The organism is Streptomyces sp. HD, from assembly GCF_028369295.1.
In the GTDB taxonomy this organism is placed as follows: Bacteria; Actinomycetota; Actinomycetes; order Streptomycetales; family Streptomycetaceae; genus Streptomyces.
The window spans coordinates 119,945-136,130 of record NZ_JAQMYP010000003.1; the positions used below are offsets into that span (position 1 = coordinate 119,945).

The window sequence follows — 16,186 nt, forward strand, 5'->3', positions numbered from 1 at the left end:
TAACGCCGCTGGAGTGTTCGACGATAGGGGCCAAGGGCAACCAAACGGCCCCGTCGTCGACTCCGAGAGAAGCAGCGTGCTCATACGACTTCTGCGGACCTACCTCAGGCCCTACCGAAAACCCATCGCCTGGCTGGTGCTGCTGCAGTTCCTGCAGACCTGCGCCACCCTCTACCTGCCCACGCTGAACGCGGACATCATCGACAAGGGCGTCGTCAACGGCGACACCGGCTACATCCTGTCCTACGGCGCCCTGATGATCGGCATCTCCCTGGCGCAGGTCGTGTGCAACATCGGTGCCGTCTACTACGGCGCGCGCACCGCGTCGGCGCTCGGCCGGGACGTGCGGGCGGCCGTGTTCGACCGGGTGCAGTCGTTCTCGGCGCGTGAGGTCGGGCACTTCGGCGCACCCTCGCTGATCACCCGTACGACCAATGACGTCCAGCAGGTGCAGATGCTGGCGCTGATGACGTTCACACTGATGGTGTCGGCGCCGATCATGTGCGTGGGCGGCATCGTGCTGGCCCTCGGCCTGGACGTGCCGCTGTCCGCGGTGCTGGTCGCCGTGGTGCCCGTGCTGGGCATCAGCGTGACCTTGATCGTACGGCGGCTGCGGCCGCTGTTCCGGTCCATGCAGGAGCGTCTCGACACGGTGAACCGGGTGCTGCGCGAGCAGATCACCGGCAACCGGGTGATCCGGGCGTTCGTGCGCGACGAGTACGAGCAGCAGCGGTTCCGGAAGGCCAACGTCGACCTCACCGAGATGGCGATGGGCACCGGCAGGCTGCTCGCGCTGATGTTCCCGATCGTCATGACGGTGGTGAACCTGTCGTCGATCGCGGTGGTGTGGTTCGGGGCCCACCGGATCGACAGCGGCGAGATGCAGATCGGCGATCTGACCGCGTTCCTCGCCTATCTCATGCAGATCGTGATGTCCGTGATGATGGCCACCTTCATGTTCATGATGGTGCCGCGCGCGGAGGTGTGCGCCGAGCGGATCCAGGAGGTCCTGGACACCTCGTCGAGCGTGGTGCCGCCGGTCGCTCCGGTGCGTGAGCTGCGCCGGCACGGGCATCTGGAGATCCGGGGCGCGGGCTTCCGCTATCCGGGTGCCGAGGAGCCGGTGCTCAAGGCGATCGATCTGGTGGCTCTGCCGGGTGAGACGACGGCCGTGATCGGGTCGACCGGCAGTGGGAAGTCGACCCTGCTGGGGCTGGTGCCGCGGCTGTTCGACGCGACCGACGGCCAGGTGCTGGTCGACGGGGAGAGCGTGGCCGCCATCGAACCGCGGCTCCTGGCGGAGACCGTCGGGCTGGTGCCGCAAAAGCCGTATCTGTTCGCCGGGACGGTGGCGACCAACCTGCGCTACGGCAATCCGGACGCGACGGACGAGGAGCTGTGGCACGCGCTGGAGGTGGCGCAGGCCAAGGAGTTCGTGGAGCGGCTGGAGAACGGGCTCGACTCCCCCATCGCGCAGGGCGGCACGAATGTCTCCGGTGGTCAGCGGCAGCGGCTCGCGATCGCCCGCACCCTCGTGCAGCGCCCGGAGATCTACCTCTTCGACGACTCCTTCTCCGCCCTCGACTACGCCACCGACGCGGCGCTGCGTGCGGCGCTCGCGCGGGAGACCGCCGAGGCGACCGTCGTCATCGTCGCCCAGCGGGTGGCGACCATCCGGGACGCGGACCGGATCGTGGTGCTCGACGAGGGCCGGGTCGTCGGCACCGGCCGCCATCACGAGCTGATGGCGGACAACGAGACGTACCGGGAGATCGTGCTCTCCCAGCTGACGGAAGCGGAGGCTGCCTGATGGCCGGGCCCATGGGACGGATGATGGCCGGTGGCGGTCCCGATCAGCGCTCGCTGGACTTCAAGGGGTCGGGCAAACGGCTCGTCTCCCAGTTCAAGCCGGAGCGGATCACCATCTACGCGCTGCTGTTCTGCGTGTTCGTGAGCGTGGGGCTGTCGGTCGCCGGGCCGAAGATCCTCGGTGCGGCCACCGACCTGATCTTCGCGGGCATCGTCGGGCGCCAGTTCGAGTCCGGGATGAGCAAGGAGCAGGTCCTCGCGGCCATGCGGGAGCGCGGCGACAACGAGATCGCCGACATGCTGCGCAGCACCGACTTCACACCGGGCGAGGGCATCGACTTCACCGCCGTCGGGCATGTGCTGCTGTTCGCGCTCGCCGTGTTCCTGGTCGCCGGGCTGCTGATGGCGGTGGCGACGCGGCTGGTGAACCGGGCCGTGAACCGCACGATGTTCCGGATGCGCGAGGACGTCCAGGTGAAGCTGTCGCGGCTGCCCCTGTCGTACTTCGACAAGCGGCAGCGCGGTGAGGTGCTGTCCAGGGCGACGAACGACATCGACAACATCGGGCAGACGCTCCAGCAGTCGATGGGGCAGCTCATCAACTCGGTGCTGACCATCGTCGGTGTGCTGGCGATGATGTTCTGGGTGTCGTGGCTGCTGGCGCTGGTCGCGCTGGTGACGGTGCCGGTGTCGTTCGTGGTCGCCACGCGGGTCGGCAAACGGTCCCAGCCGCACTTCGTGCAGCAGTGGCGCTCCACCGGCAAGCTCAACGCGCACGTCGAGGAGATGTACACCGGGCACACCCTGGTGAAGGTGTTCGGGCGCCAGGAGGAGTCCGCGAAGCAGTTCGCCGAGCAGAACGAGGCGCTGTACGAGGCGGGGTTCAAGGCGCAGTTCAACAGTGGTGTGATGCAGCCGCTGATGCTGTTCGTGTCGAACATCAACTACGTCCTTGTCGCGGTGGTCGGCGGTCTGCGAGTCGCGTCCGGCTCGCTGTCCATCGGCGACGTGCAGGCCTTCATCCAGTACTCGCGGCAGTTCTCGATGCCGTTGACGCAGGTCGCGTCGATGGCGAACCTCGTGCAGTCGGGTGTCGCCTCGGCCGAGCGGGTCTTCGAACTCCTGGACGCGGAGGAGCAGGAGGCGGATCCGGTGCCGGGGACGCGGCCGGAGGAGCTGCGGGGGCGGGTGGCGCTGGAGGGGGTGTCCTTCCGGTACGACCCGGAGAAGCCGCTGATCGAGGACCTGTCGCTGGCGGTGGAGCCGGGGCACACGGTGGCGATCGTCGGCCCGACGGGGGCCGGCAAGACGACCCTCGTGAACCTGCTGATGCGCTTCTACGACGTGTCGTCCGGCCGTATCACCCTCGACGGCGTCGACATCTCCCGGATGTCCCGGGACGAGCTGCGGGCCGGGATCGGGATGGTGCTGCAGGACACCTGGCTGTTCGGCGGCACGATCGCGGAGAACATCGCGTACGGGGCGTCCCGCGACATCACCCGGGGCGAGATCGAGGAGGCCGCGCGGGCCGCCCACGCCGACCGGTTCATCCGTACGCTGCCCGACGGGTACGACACGGTGATCGACGACGAGGGCAGCGGGGTCAGCGCGGGCGAGAAGCAGCTGATCACCATCGCGCGGGCGTTCCTGTCCGACCCGGTGATCCTGGTGCTGGACGAGGCGACGTCGTCGGTCGACACCCGTACCGAGGTGCTGATCCAGAAGGCGATGGCGAAGCTGGCGCACGGGCGTACGTCGTTCGTCATCGCGCACCGGCTGTCGACGATCCGGGACGCGGACACGATCCTCGTCATGGAGAACGGGTCGATCGTGGAGCAGGGCGCGCACGGGGAGCTGTTGGCGGCCGACGGGGCGTATGCGCGGTTGTACAAGGCGCAGTTCGCTCAGGCGGTGGCCGAGGTGGACTGAGGGGGCGCGTTCGGGGGTGCCGCGTGGGGTCGTGGGGCGGCTGCGGGCCGGTGGGGGCTGGTCGCGCAGTTCCCCGCGCCCCTTAAGGACGTTGCCTGGACGCACCTAAGGGGCGCGGGGAACTGCGCGGTCAACCCCCACCGGGCCCGCAGACGGCATCAGTCCAGATAGCCCCTCAGCTGATCCGCAAACGCATGATCCCGCAGCTTGTTGAGCGTCTTCGACTCGATCTGCCTGATTCGCTCCCGCGTCACGCCGAAGATACGGCCTATCTCCTCCAGGGTGCGCGGGCGGCCGTCCGCGAGGCCGTAGCGGAGTTGGACGACCTTGCGTTCGCGTTCGCCGAGGGTCGACAGGACCGCCTCCAGGTGTTCCCTGAGCAGCAGGAACGCCGCCGACTCCACCGGCGATGTCGCGTCGCCGTCCTCGATCAGATCGCCGAGGGCGACGTCGTCCTCCTCTCCCACGGGCGCGTGCAGCGAGACTGGTTCCTGGGCCAGGCGCAGCACCTCGCTGACGCGCTCGGGCAGCAGGTCCAGGTGGGCGGCGACCTCTTCCGGCGTCGGCTCGTAGCCGCGTTCCTGCAGCATGCGGCGCTGGACGCGGACGACCCGGTTGATCAGCTCGACCACATGGACCGGCACCCGGATGGTGCGGGCCTGGTCGGCGAGGGCGCGGGACATGGCCTGCCGGATCCACCAGGTGGCGTACGTCGAGAACTTGTAGCCGCGGGCGTAGTCGAACTTCTCGACGGCCCGGATCAGCCCGAGGTTGCCCTCCTGGACCAGGTCGAGCATGGTCAGCCCGCGGCCGACGTACCGCTTGGCGACCGACACGACGAGCCGCAGGTTCGCCTCGATCAGGCGCCGTTTGGCCATCCGGCCCATGACGACCAGGCGGTCCAGGTCGAGGGCCAACTGGCTGTCCAGATCGGGGGTGCTGCCCAGCTTCTCCTCGGCGAACAGGCCGGCCTCGACCCGGCGGGCGAGCTCGACCTCCTCGGCCGCGGTGAGCAGGGGGATGCGGCCGATCTCCCGCAGGTACTGGCGGAAGAGGTCCGAGGAGGGGCCGCTGTTGTCGGCGCGGTTGCGGGCCGGCAGCGGCGCCTCGACCGGTTCTGCGGCGTCGGCGGCGTCCAACGCCTCGGCGGGCGGCTCGGCGGGCTCGGGCGAGGCCTCCGGCTCCGGCTCCGTTTCCGTCTCCGTCTCCGTCTCCGGGTGGTGCTCGACACGGCTCTGCGGCGGCACCGCGACGAGAACGTCGGGCTCCGCGTCCGGCTCCGTGGCGTCCGTACTTGCGTCGGTCTGGATAAGGGTCTGGGTCTGCACGGGGGCGACCTCCAGGATGATCGCTGCCGAGGCGTACGGCAGCGCTGCTTCGAGGGCGGAGTCGGCGGCCTCGCCGCTGTCCGTCCCGTACGCGATGAGCGGAACCGCGGGGGTGTGGGACCCGTGGGGAACGGATCGGCCGCGCTCCGAGGACTCAGGCACCGGAACCCAGTGTGGAGTACGACACATCGCCGCCACGAGGGGCGTGCGGTGACTTTTTGAGTCCGGTCCGTGACCGGTCGGTTACTCAGATCGTTTGGCCGTCGGACTCACGTACGAGGACCCGGATGTCCGATGACCACCGGTGACCACCAGTGACTTTCGGTGACGCGGCTGGAGCGCGGCAAGGCGCTCACAAAGCCGCGGCTCCCCGCTCCCGCAACGCCTGGTCGTACTGCTGCAGAACCCACAGTTCGTTCTGAACGGCGGCCAGTTGGGCCGGGTCGCCGCCCGCGCCGAGGCGGGTGAGCTGGCTCTGGACGTCACGGATGCGGCGCTCCACGGCGCGGCGGCGGACGGTGACGAGTTGCTCGCCGGCGTAGTTCTCGTCGACCGTTCTGCGCATGATCGCCTCGACCGCCAGCTCCGTGACCATCGCGCGGACCTGGTCGTCGGGGGCCGCGTCACGGACGCGGACCAGGTACTCCTGCGGATCCTGGATGCCGTACTCCGCGCCGGACGCGTCCATGATCGCCTGGCGTACGGCGGCGTAGGGCGCGGCGGTGAACTCGTCGACGCCGTACGCGTCGAACGCCGGGGAGACCAACTCGGGGCGCTGGAGGGCGAGTTTGAGCAGTTCGCGTTCGGTGGCGTAGACGGGGTTGCGCAGGGTCAGGGCCGGGCCGGAGGTGCGGGGGCCGGCGGCGGCGTCGTACTGCTGCTGCGGGTTGCGGGATCCCGGGCCGGACGCCGGCGCCTGTCCCCTGCCGCCCCGGTCCCGTGCCCAACGCGCCAGCTGCGCCACCCGCTTCACCACGAACTGCGTGTCGAGGATGCCGAGCATGCCCGCGAGCTGGACGGCCACCTCGTGCTGGGCGCCGCTGTTCTTGATGCGGGCGACGATCGGCGCCGCCTCGTCCAGCGCCGCCGCGCGGCCCGCCGGGGTGTCGAGGTCGTAGCGCAGGACGATCTGGCGCAGCGCGAACTCGAAGAGCGGGGTGCGCGGTTCGGCCAGGTCGGCGACCGCCTCGTCGCCCTTGGCCAGGCGCAGCTCGCAGGGGTCCATGCCGTCGGGCGCGATCGCGATGTACGTCTCGGCCGCGAACTTCTGGTCGTCCTCGAAGGCGCGCAGGGCAGCCTTCTGGCCGGCCGCGTCGCCGTCGAAGGTGAAGATGACCCGTGCGCTGCCGTTGTCCATCAGCAGCCGGCGGAGGATCTTGATGTGGTCGCCGCCGAAGGCCGTGCCGCAGGTCGCGATGGCTGTGGTGACGCCGGCGAGGTGGCAGGCCATGACGTCCGTGTAGCCCTCGACGACGACCGCGCGGCTGGCCTTGGCGATGTCCTTCTTCGCGAGGTCGATGCCGTACAGGACCTGGGACTTCTTGTAGATCGCCGTGTCGGGGGTGTTGAGGTACTTCGGGCCGCTGTCCGCCTCGTAGAGCTTGCGCGCGCCGAAGCCGACCACCTCTCCGCCGATGTCGCGGATCGGCCACATCAGACGGCCCCGGAAGCGGTCGATCGGGCCGCGGCGGCCCTCCTGCGACAGCCCGGAGAGGAGCAGTTCCTTGTCGGTGAAGCCCTTGCCGCGGAGGTAACGGGTGAGGTGGTCCCAGCCCTGGGGGCTGTAGCCGACGCCGAAGTGGACCGCGGCGGCCTGGTCGAAGCCGCGCTCGGCGAGGAAGACCCGGCCGGTGTCGGCCTCGGCGCTGGTGGCGAGCTGCTCCGCGTACCAGTCGGCGGCGATCTTGTGGGCCTCGACCAGGCGGATGCGTTCGCCGCGCTGGTGGGAGGGGTTGTAGCCGCCCTCCTCGTAGCGCAGGGTGATGCCGGCCTGGGCGGCGAGCCGCTCGACCGCCTCGGAGAAGGAGAGGTGGTCGACCTTCATCACGAACGTGATGGTGTCGCCGCCCTCCTGGCAGCCGAAGCAGTGGAAGAGTCCCTTGCTCGGGCTGACCTGGAAGGACGGCGACTTCTCGTCGTGGAAGGGGCACAGCCCCTTGAGGTTCCCGCCGCCCGCGCTGCGCAGCTGGAGGTACTCGGACACCACGGCGTCGATCGGGACTGCGTCCCGGACCGCCTTCACGTCCTCGTCGTTGATCCGTCCTGCCACGCGTGAATTCTACGGTGGCGGACCGACATCTCTGGGCGAGCTGCGACGCCCCAGGGGCGCGGGGAACTGCGCGACCAGCCACCCGCGACCCGCACCCGCGAGACGACGGAACCCGGCAGACGCCTAGGCGATCAGGCTTTCAAGGGCGACGTGCGGGTCCGCCAGGGCCTGGGTGTCCACCTGTGCCTTCGAGCGGATCAGCTGCTGGATGGGTTCTGTGACGTCCCACACGTTCACGTTCATCCCGGCCAACACCCGGCCGTCCTTCACCCAGAAGGCGACGAACTCCCGCTTCCCGGCGTCCCCGCGAATCACCACTTCGTCGTACGTCCCCGGCGGCGCCCACCCGCTGTACTCCATCCCCAAGTCGTACTGGTCGGAGAAGAAGTAGGGCACCCGGTCGTAGGTGACGTCCTGTCCGAGCATCGCCCGGGCCGCCGCCGGGCCGCCGTTGAGCGCGTTGGCCCAGTGCTCGACGCGGATCCGGGTGTCGAAGAGGGCGTGCGGGAAGGACGCGACGTCGCCGGCCGCGTAGATGTCGGGGTCGGAGGTGCGCAGCCGCTCGTCGACCACGACGCCGCGGCCGTGGGCACGGTCGGCGATCTCAAGGCCCGCCGCCTCCGCGAGAGCGACCCGCGGGGCCGCGCCGATCGCCGCCAGGACGTCGTGCGCGGGGTGCTCCTCGCCGTCGTCGGTGCGGGCGGCCAGCACCATGCCGTCCTGGCCGACGATCTCCGTCAGCCGCCGGCCGAAGTGGAAGCGCACCCCGTGGTCGCGGTGCAGCTCCCCGAAGAGCCCGCCCAGCTCCGGGCCCAGCACGCCGTGCAGCGGGGTCGGCTCCGGCTCGATGACGGTGACCTCCGCGCCGTACTCCCGGGCCGCCGCCGCGACCTCCAGGCCGATCCAGCCGGCGCCGGCGATCACGATGTGCCCGTTGTCCCGGCCGAGCGAGGCGAGGACGCCCTTGAGGCGCTCGGCGTGCGCGAGGCGGCGCAGATGGTGGACGCCGGCCAGGTCCGTGCCGGGGATGTCCAGGCGGCGCGGTTCTGCGCCGGTGGCCAGCAGGAGCTTGTCGTAGTGGACGACGGTGCCGTCCTCGCCGAACCGCACCGTCTTCGCCGCGCGGTCGATCGCGTCGACGGTCTGGCCGAGGTGCAGCTCGATGTCGTTGCGCGCGTACCAGGCGGGCTCGTGCACGAAGACGCTGTCGCGCTCCTCCTTGCCGAGGAGGTAGCCCTTGGAGAGGGGCGGCCGCTCGTACGGGTGGTCGCGCTCGTCGCAGATCAGTATCACCCGCCCGGTGAAGCCCTCCGCGCGGAGCGTCTCGGCCGCCTTCGCGCCGGCGAGTCCTCCTCCGACGATGACGAATGTCTGATCCGCGTCGACCACTTGATGCCTCCTACGGGGGGTCTGGGGGGTGTCCCCCCAGAAAACACAGCGGGTGCCGCCACATGCGAGCGTCCCGCACGCAGCGTGATGCGGGAAGAGGGGGTGACCCGATCAGGCCACGCAGGGTCACTTTCGGGTATCCGTTCGCCTCCTGCGTCTCATCTGTCCCGAGCGGGTGTACGCACCGTCCCGACGCGCCGTCCCGCGCGCCATCACTCGGGCGCGTGCGCTCAGCCCCGTTGGGTGAGCCGCGCGTGCAGGGAGCGGGCGGAGGCGTCCGTCAGGGAGGCGATCTGGTCGACGATCACCCGCTTGCGGGCACGGTCGTCGCCGGCCGCGTCGAACAGGGCACGGAACTGCGGGTCCAGCCCGTCGGGGGCGCGGGCGGTGAGCGCCTCGGCCAGTTCGGCGACCACGATCCGCTGGTCGGCACGGAGCCGCTCCTGCTCGGCGCGCTGCATGACGTACCGGTCGGCGACCGCCTTGAGGACCGCGCACTCCAGGCGGGTCTCGCGCGGTACGACGAGTTCGGCGCCGTAGCGGGTGAGCCGGCCGTCGCCGTACGCCGCGCGTGTGGCGGCCTCGGCGGCCAGGCAGAAGCGGCCGATGAGCTGGCTGGTGGCGTCCTTGAGGCGGGCCTGTGCCACGGCCGAGCCGTCGTAGCCGTGCGGCCACCAGGGTTCCTCCTGGAGGCGGTCGAGCGCGGCGGCCAGTTCCGCCGGATCGGTGTCCTCGGGGACGTACCGTCCGACGGCGACCGCGAAGACGGCCGCGCGCTCGGGTTCGGCGTGCAGGCAGTTGGGGTCGATGTGGCCGGCGTGCAGACCGTCCTCGACGTCGTGCACCGAGTACGCCACGTCGTCGGACCAGTCCATGACCTGGGCCTCGAAGGTGGTGCGGGTGCCGGGGGCGTCCTTGCGGACCCAGTCGAAGACGGGGCGGTCGTCCTCGTAGACGCCGAACTTCGGGGACTTCGGGTCGGTGGGGTGGGCGCCTCGGGGCCAGGGGTACTTGGTGGCGGCGTCGAGGGTGGCACGGGTGAGGTTGAGGCCGACGGAGCCTTCCGGGGTGAACCGTTTGGGTTCGATGCGGGTGAGGAGTCGCAGGGACTGTGCGTTGCCCTCGAAGCCGCCGCAGTCCTCGGCGAATTCGTTGAGGGCGACTTCGCCGTTGTGGCCGAACGGGGGGTGGCCGAGGTCGTGGGAGAGGCAGGCGGCTTCCACGAGGTCGGGGTCGCAGCCGAGGGCTGCGCCGAGTTCCCGGCCGACCTGGGCGCACTCCAGGGAGTGGGTGAGGCGGGTTCGGGGGCTCGGGTCCCAGGCGTTGCTGTGGGTTCCCGGTGTCACGACCTGGGTTTTGCCGGCGAGCCTTCTGAGCGCGGCGGAATGCAGGATTCGGGCGCGGTCTCGTTGGAAGGCGGTCCGGCCGGGGCGCTTGTCCGGTTCGGGGGCCCAGCGTTCGAGTGACGGCAGGTCGTACGGCATGACTCGACAGTACGGGCAGGTAGTGACAAACGGAGCGCGCCTTTGCGTCTGCCGGGTTCTGTCGTGTTGCGGGTGCGGGTTGTGTGTGGTTGATCGCGCAGTTCCCCGCGCCCCTGAGCGCGCGTCCCTGCCCGGCGTTTCAAGCCGACGCCAATTCCTGTGTCGTCATGACCGGCGTTGTGACCATCCGGTCGTAGCGGTGCAGCAGCAGCCTCGCCATCGCCGGGTGCGTGCCCAGCGGGGCCGACGCCATCCATGGAGCCGCCTCCGCGGACTCCGTCGCGAAGCGGCCGGGGGCCGTGAAGTAGGAGGCCACGGCCACCCTGGTGCGGCCCCGGGCCGCCAGTGCGGCCAGCGCGTCCGGCACCGTGGGGGCCGCCGTCGTCGCGTAGGCCGGGACGACCGGGACGCCCAGGCGGTTGGCGAGGAGGTGGGCGGTGCGGGCGGTGTCGACCTTCGACTCGGGGTCGCGGGAGCCCGCCGCGGCGAGGACCACCGCGCTCTCGCGGCGTGTCGGCTCGTCCATGCGGGTGCGCCAGCCCGCCTCCACGAGGCGGGAGTAGAGGGCCTCCACCAGCAGGGGGTGCGGGCCGAGGGCGCCGGCCACGCGTGCGCGTACCTGCGACTCGGCGGCCATCTCGGGGATGTCCCGCTTGATGTGGTAACCGCGGCTGAGCAGGAGGGGGACGAGGACCGCCTCGCGGTCGCCGAGGGCGGCGAGGGTGTCGGGGAGCAGGGGCTCGTTGAGCTCGATGTGGCCGAGGTGGACCGGCAGGGTGGGGCGCAGCTCGCGGACCTTGTCGAGGAGCGCGCTCACGGTGCTCAGGGCGCGCGGATCGCGGCTGCCGTGGGCCACGACGACGAGCGCGGGCGGTTCAGGACGCCGCCGGCCGTCGAGCGCGACGAGGCTGAGCTGGCTGGCTAGCTGGCTGCTGATCCGGTTCATGATGTGCGCCGTACTGTCGAGGTGGGCCCCCGGGCCGGGGAGGGTCGTGGACTCGTCGTGAAGCGGGTTCGACGCCGTCATGAACCGATGGTGGCGGCGGCACGTTGCCGCCCCGTTTCACAGGAATAACGGGTTCTTACGCCGGGTTCACGCAAGGGTGCCAGGGCTGTGTGAGGCGGTGTGACCTGCGGCTTCGAGGAATGGAGTGAAGCTGGTCACGTTGCGTACGGTGAACCGTCGAGGGCGACAGGACGTCCCTGAGTGTCGAGGGCGGGCCGTGAGCCGCCCCGGGGAGGGACCGTCCGATGAGTCTGCCGAAGCCGCGCCGACCAAGACTGCCGCGCACCCGTACCGGGCAGCGGCGGCTGGTGCAGGCCGTGATGGCCGGGTGCGTGCTGGCGCTGCTGCCGGCCACCTGGATGTACGTCGTGACCGGTGACCGGCTGCGCACCACGGCCGATGCGCCGCGCACCGACGTCGCCGTCGTCTTCGGTGCCGGGCTGTGGGACGGCGAGCCGTCGCCGTACCTCGCCCACCGGCTCGACGCGGCGGCCGAGCTGTACCGCGCGGGGCGGATCGAGGTCGTCCTCGTCACCGGTGACAACAGCCGGGAGGACTACGACGAGCCCGACGCGATGCGCGCGTATCTGACCCGGCACGGCGTGCCCGACTCGCGGATCGTGAGTGACTACGCCGGTTTCGACACCTGGGACTCCTGTGTCCGGGCCAAGGAGATCTTCGGGGTCGACAAGGCGGTGCTGATCAGCCAGGGCTTCCACATCCGGCGGGCGGTCGCGCTGTGTCAGGAGGCGGGGGTGGCGTCGTACGGCGTCGGGGTCGACGCCAAGCACGACGTGACCTGGTACTACGGCGGTACGCGGGAGCTCTTCGCGGCCGGCAAGGCTGCCCTGGACGCCGTGTTCGAGCCGGACCCGCGGTTCCTCGGGCCGAAGGAGCCGGGGGTGGCGAACGCGTTGGCGGCGGGGCGATAGCGGCGCCCGGGGCGGCCTCCTGTGGCCAGGGACCGCCCCCGGACGGGCGGGAGCGGGGCCCTCGCCCTGCTCCCGCCCGTCCGCGCTCGGGACCCCGGAGAGGGTGCCTCAGCGTCCGGTGAAGCGCGGCCGGCGTTTGTCCAGGAACGCCGTCATCCCCTCCTTCTGGTCGTCGGTCGCGAACAGGGCGTGGAACACCCGGCGTTCGAAGAGGATGCCGTCGCGGAGCCCGGTTTCCAGGGCCCGGTCGACGCACTCGCGGGCCGCCGTGACCGCCGCACGGCCGTACGAGGCGATCGTCGCCGCCGCCTCCAGGGCCTCCGGCAGGACCCGGTCGTCCGGGACCACCCGGGAGACAAGACCGCAGCTTCCGGCCTCCCGTGCGTCCATGGTGCGGCCGGTGAGCACCAGGTCCATCGCCTTCGCCCGGCCGACCAGCCGGGTCAGGCGCTGGGTGCCGCCGATGCCCGGGATCACCCCCAGCTTGATCTCCGGCTGGCCGAAGACCGCCGACTCCCCCGCGATGACCAGGTCGCACATCATCGCCAGCTCACAACCACCGCCCAGCGCAAAGCCGTTGACGGCCGCGATCTTCGGGGTGCGGAACGACGCGAACTCCTCCCAGGCTCCGAAGTAGTCCTCCGCCGCCATCTCCGCGGCCGTCTTCCCGGCCATCTCCTTGATGTCGGCGCCCGCCGCGAACACCCGTTCCGAGCCGGTGACGACGAAGCAGCCCACCTCGGGGTCGGCGTCCAACGGGCGCAGGGCGTCCAGGAGTTCGGCCAGCAGGTCGCCGCTCAGCGCGTTGAGCACATGCGGGCGGTGCAGGCGTACGGTCACCACGGCGCCGTCGCGCTCGATCTTCAGGTTGTCCATGAGTGCCTCCAGGTTCCTCGGGGGTCTACGAGTCCCAGATCGCGCCGTACGCCGGGATCCCGCGCCGTTCCAGGCCGTGCACCACCTGCCAGGTGAGCTTCTTGTTGGAGATGCAGATGACGGCCTCGGCCCCGAAGTCCCGGTACGCCTCGTAGGCGAGCCGCACCATGTCGGGCTTGCCGCGCCGGGAGGTGTCCCAGACCAGGGCGTGCGGCTGGACGGCGAGGATCTCCTCGACCAGGGCGTCGCCGTAGGTGGTCCGGGGGTCTCGGGTCGCCCAGACCAGGCGGGCGGGGACCTCGGCGGCCAGCAGATGGGGCAGACAGGGGCCGATGCCGCTGCCGGTGGCGACGTAGACCACCTTCTTGAACAGGGTCTCGATGTTGGCGACGCCCGCCGTGGTGATGCCCTTGACCCACACCTTCGGCGGGAGGTCGTCGATGAAGGCGCCCGTCCAGTCCCCGGCGCGGGAGATGGTGAGCCGGAAGCCGGACTCGCCGGGCGTCGGGACGTTGGCGAAGGAGTGCCACTGGGTCAACGGGCTGCGGCTGATCGCCGTGGACGAGCCCGCGAAGGGGGTCTCGCCGTGGTCGAAGCGGGCGAGGACGACGTGCGGGGAGGGGCGTTCGAGGCGTACGGCGACCTTGCGCAGCCGTAGCCAGGGCAGGGCGACGCTGAAGGTGACGACCGCCAGGACGGACACCTCCACCGGGCCCGGCGTGGACAGGAGCGTGTGCGCCCAGAAGAGGGCGAGGGCGCTCCAGCCGCCGAAGCGGTGGATCTTCTCGAAGTGGTCGTGGTGGCGGGAGCGGAACGGCGGCAGCGCGGTGGCGACGATCACGGCGAGGAGGGTGACGAGGGTCCAGCTCACCGCCACCGTCAGGCCGTCGGCGCCGGTGAGCGTCGACCTCGTCGTCAGCGCCAGGAACCAGGCCGCTCCCGCCAGCGCCCCGCCGATGTGCAGCCCGCCGAAGTGGTACACCTTGCCCAGCGTCCAGCGGATCTTCAGTGGCCAGGTGGGCGGCGGCCAGGTGGCCAGCCGGAAGAAGAGGTTGATGACGTACTGCTGGCGGACGAGGACGGCGAGCGCGAGGTCGGCGAGGGCCGCGTGGCCCATGGTCCGCGGGGACGGGGCCCAACTCGCCCACAGGTAGGCCAGGTTGGCCGCCAGGACCAGTGCCGCCAGCCGGTTGTGGTGCATCAGCCGGGGGTGCTTGAGCAGGCGGCGCGGGAGCGAGGTGGGCGGGGGGAGTTCGACGGCCTCGCGGCGCAGGGAGGTGGTCATCGGGCCACCGCCATGCGCTCCTCGACCATCCGCAGCAGCGCCTGCTTGTCGATCTTGCCGCGGTCGGTCTCCGGCAGGAATGGCAGGGGCATGACATGCTCGGGCACGCAGTAGTACGGCAGCGCGTCCGCCACCGCGCGCCGGGCCGTGTCCGGGTCGACGTCCGCCGGGCAGACGAAGGAGACGAGGGTGCGGGCGTCCCGCTTCAGGGTCACCGCGCGCAGACAGCCGTCCACCCGCTCCAGTACGGAGGAGACGGAGTCGAGCTCGACCCGGAAGCCGCGCACCTTCACCTGGTCGTCGGTGCGGCCGAGGTGTTCGAGTGCGCCGTCGGGGGTCCAGCGGCCGAGGTCGCGGGTGCGGAACATACGGCGGCCGGCGCCCAGGAACGGGTCCGCTGCGTAGCGCTCCGCGTCGAGGGCGTCGTTGCCGAGATATCCGGCCGACACACAGTCGCCGCCCGCCCACATCTCCCCCACCTCGCCGATGGGCAGGGGGCGGCGGTCGGCGTCGAGGACGTAGACCGTGTTGTTGGGGGTGGGGCGGCCGATGCCGAGCAGCGGGTCGGACGGGCGGTGGCGCTGCATCGTGTTGACGATGGTCGTCTCGGTCGGGCCGCAGCAGTTGTGGAAGGCGGCGGTGCGGGCCCACCGGTCGGCGAGCGGGCGCGGGCAGGGCTCCCCGGCGACGGCGACCGTACGGACGCTCGGGCAGGCCGCCGGATCGATGCCGGACAGCACGGTCGGGGTCGCGACGATGACGTCGGCCGTACGGGCCGCCGCCGCGATGTCCTTGCCGCGGAGCACGAGGGTGCCGCCGTGGGTGAGACAGCCGAGGATCTCCCAGGCGGCCATGTCGAAGGCGACGTTGAGCAGCTGCGCGACCCGGTCACCGGGGCGGATACCGAGGCCGCCGGGTTCGGTGAGGAGGATGTTGGAGACGTTGCGGTGGGTGACCTTCACCCCGTTGGGGCGGCCGGTGGTGCCGGAGGTGAACAGGACGTAGCAGCCGTCGCCCGGCCGCGCCGGCGTGCGGGGTCCCGGGGCGTACGGCTGTGGCGTGTCCAGCGTGATCATCAGGTGGCCGTCGGGCAGCGGCACGCGGTGGGTGTGCTCGGCGGTCGTGAGGACGACGCGGGTACGGGCGGTGCGGACGACGTGCGCGAGCTGGTCCGGGGGTGTGAGGCCGATGTCCTGGGGGACGTAGGCGGCGCCCGCCTTCAGGATGCCGAGCAGGCCGACGAGCATCGGGATCGAGCGGCGCACGAAGAGGCCGACGTGATCACCGGGGCGTACACCCTCGCGGGCGAGCCGGGCGGCGAGGGCGTCTGCGTGCCGGTCCAGCTCGCCGTAGGTGATGCGGTCGCCCAGGTGCTCGGCGGCGACGGCGTGCGGGGCGGCCGCGGCCTGCCGTTCGACGGCGCGGTGGACGAGCGGGTCGGGGACGGGGACGGTGGGGCCGCGACCGTACTGCCAGAAGAGGCGCTGGTCACGGGGGGTGAGGTGGCCCAGGGGGCCTGGGGTGCGCAGGGGCATGACGTGGGGACCTCCTGGCTGTTTCGAGTACCGAATGCCGTGCGGAGTCCATGCGTCGTACAACGCCAGGGCCTGTCCGGCGGATCATGCCGGCGGCGCGGGCCCTGGCACGCACATCTGCTGCGTTGTCGTCGGTTGCCGACGCTCCGCGTCGTCGCCCTCCTCCGCCTTGCAGCTGCACGCACCAGACCCCGCTCGGCTTGGCCGGTCTGCGCCGTTTCTTGCAGCCGGCCTGATCCGCCGGACAGGCCCTGCGCAGTGCTGGACGTGCGCACGACTGTAGCCCTGGTTTTTCAACTCTCAACAAGGCGTGACCGGCCAACTACTAGACCGAATGAGCCACA

11 protein-coding genes are annotated in these 16,186 nt (G+C 71.0%); 3 read left to right on the forward strand and 8 right to left on the reverse strand.

The window, feature by feature from the left end; all coding sequences use genetic code 11:
- Positions 1 to 76: 76 nt before the first annotated feature.
- Positions 77 to 1,810: an ABC transporter ATP-binding protein gene (locus tag POF73_RS03970; RefSeq protein ID WP_272113017.1), complete on the forward strand. Its 1,734-nt coding sequence runs from the start codon at positions 77 to 79 to the stop codon at positions 1,808 to 1,810.
- Entirely contained in the window at positions 1,810 to 3,738 is a 1,929-nt protein-coding gene (locus POF73_RS03975) for an ABC transporter ATP-binding protein (RefSeq protein WP_272113018.1), read from the forward strand. Before POF73_RS03970 ends, POF73_RS03975 begins: the two co-directional genes overlap by 1 nt.
- Before the next feature lie 158 nt (positions 3,739 to 3,896).
- Here the strand turns inward: POF73_RS03975 and POF73_RS03980 are convergent, their stop codons facing one another.
- The 5 genes from POF73_RS03980 to POF73_RS04000 form a co-directional block, all read right to left on the reverse strand.
- Positions 3,897 to 5,228, reverse strand: coding sequence for an RNA polymerase sigma factor (locus tag POF73_RS03980; RefSeq protein ID WP_272113019.1), 1,332 nt, complete (start codon positions 5,226 to 5,228; stop codon positions 3,897 to 3,899).
- A 190-nt stretch (positions 5,229 to 5,418) separates the two neighbouring features.
- The gene (gene dnaG / locus POF73_RS03985; RefSeq protein WP_272113020.1) at positions 5,419 to 7,335 is read right to left on the reverse strand and encodes a DNA primase; all 1,917 of its coding nucleotides are present in this window, start codon (positions 7,333 to 7,335) and stop codon (positions 5,419 to 5,421) included.
- A 123-nt stretch (positions 7,336 to 7,458) separates the two neighbouring features.
- A complete protein-coding gene (locus tag POF73_RS03990) occupies positions 7,459 to 8,724 on the reverse strand; it encodes an NAD(P)/FAD-dependent oxidoreductase (protein ID WP_272113021.1) in 1,266 nt (421 codons plus the stop codon).
- A 230-nt stretch (positions 8,725 to 8,954) separates the two neighbouring features.
- Positions 8,955 to 10,208, reverse strand: a complete 1,254-nt coding sequence (locus POF73_RS03995) for a deoxyguanosinetriphosphate triphosphohydrolase (protein ID WP_272113022.1) — start codon at positions 10,206 to 10,208, stop codon at positions 8,955 to 8,957.
- A gap of 139 nt (positions 10,209 to 10,347) precedes the next feature.
- Positions 10,348 to 11,235 (reverse strand): sirohydrochlorin chelatase, encoded by an 888-nt coding sequence (locus POF73_RS04000; RefSeq protein WP_272113023.1) that lies wholly within the window; start codon positions 11,233 to 11,235, stop codon positions 10,348 to 10,350.
- Positions 11,236 to 11,459: 224 nt separating this feature from the next.
- Between POF73_RS04000 and POF73_RS04005 the strand changes: the two genes are divergently transcribed.
- On the forward strand, positions 11,460 to 12,146 hold the full coding sequence (locus POF73_RS04005) for a SanA/YdcF family protein (RefSeq protein WP_272113024.1): 687 nt from the start codon (positions 11,460 to 11,462) through the stop codon (positions 12,144 to 12,146).
- A gap of 108 nt (positions 12,147 to 12,254) precedes the next feature.
- On the opposite strand, the gene POF73_RS04010 is transcribed toward POF73_RS04005, so the two are convergent.
- Genes POF73_RS04010 through POF73_RS04020 form a run of 3 tightly spaced genes read right to left on the reverse strand, consistent with a single transcriptional unit; the run spans position 12,255 to position 15,842 of the window.
- Positions 12,255 to 13,022 carry an enoyl-CoA hydratase-related protein gene (locus POF73_RS04010; RefSeq protein ID WP_272113025.1) on the reverse strand — a complete coding sequence of 256 codons (768 nt, stop codon included), beginning with the start codon at positions 13,020 to 13,022 and terminating at the stop codon, positions 12,255 to 12,257.
- A 25-nt stretch (positions 13,023 to 13,047) separates the two neighbouring features.
- Positions 13,048 to 14,307, reverse strand: a complete 1,260-nt coding sequence (locus POF73_RS04015; RefSeq protein WP_272113027.1) for a hypothetical protein — start codon at positions 14,305 to 14,307, stop codon at positions 13,048 to 13,050.
- On the reverse strand, positions 14,304 to 15,842 hold the full coding sequence (locus POF73_RS04020) for an amino acid adenylation domain-containing protein (RefSeq protein ID WP_272113028.1): 1,539 nt from the start codon (positions 15,840 to 15,842) through the stop codon (positions 14,304 to 14,306). Before POF73_RS04020 ends, POF73_RS04015 begins: the two co-directional genes overlap by 4 nt.
- Positions 15,843 to 16,186: the final 344 nt, after the last annotated feature.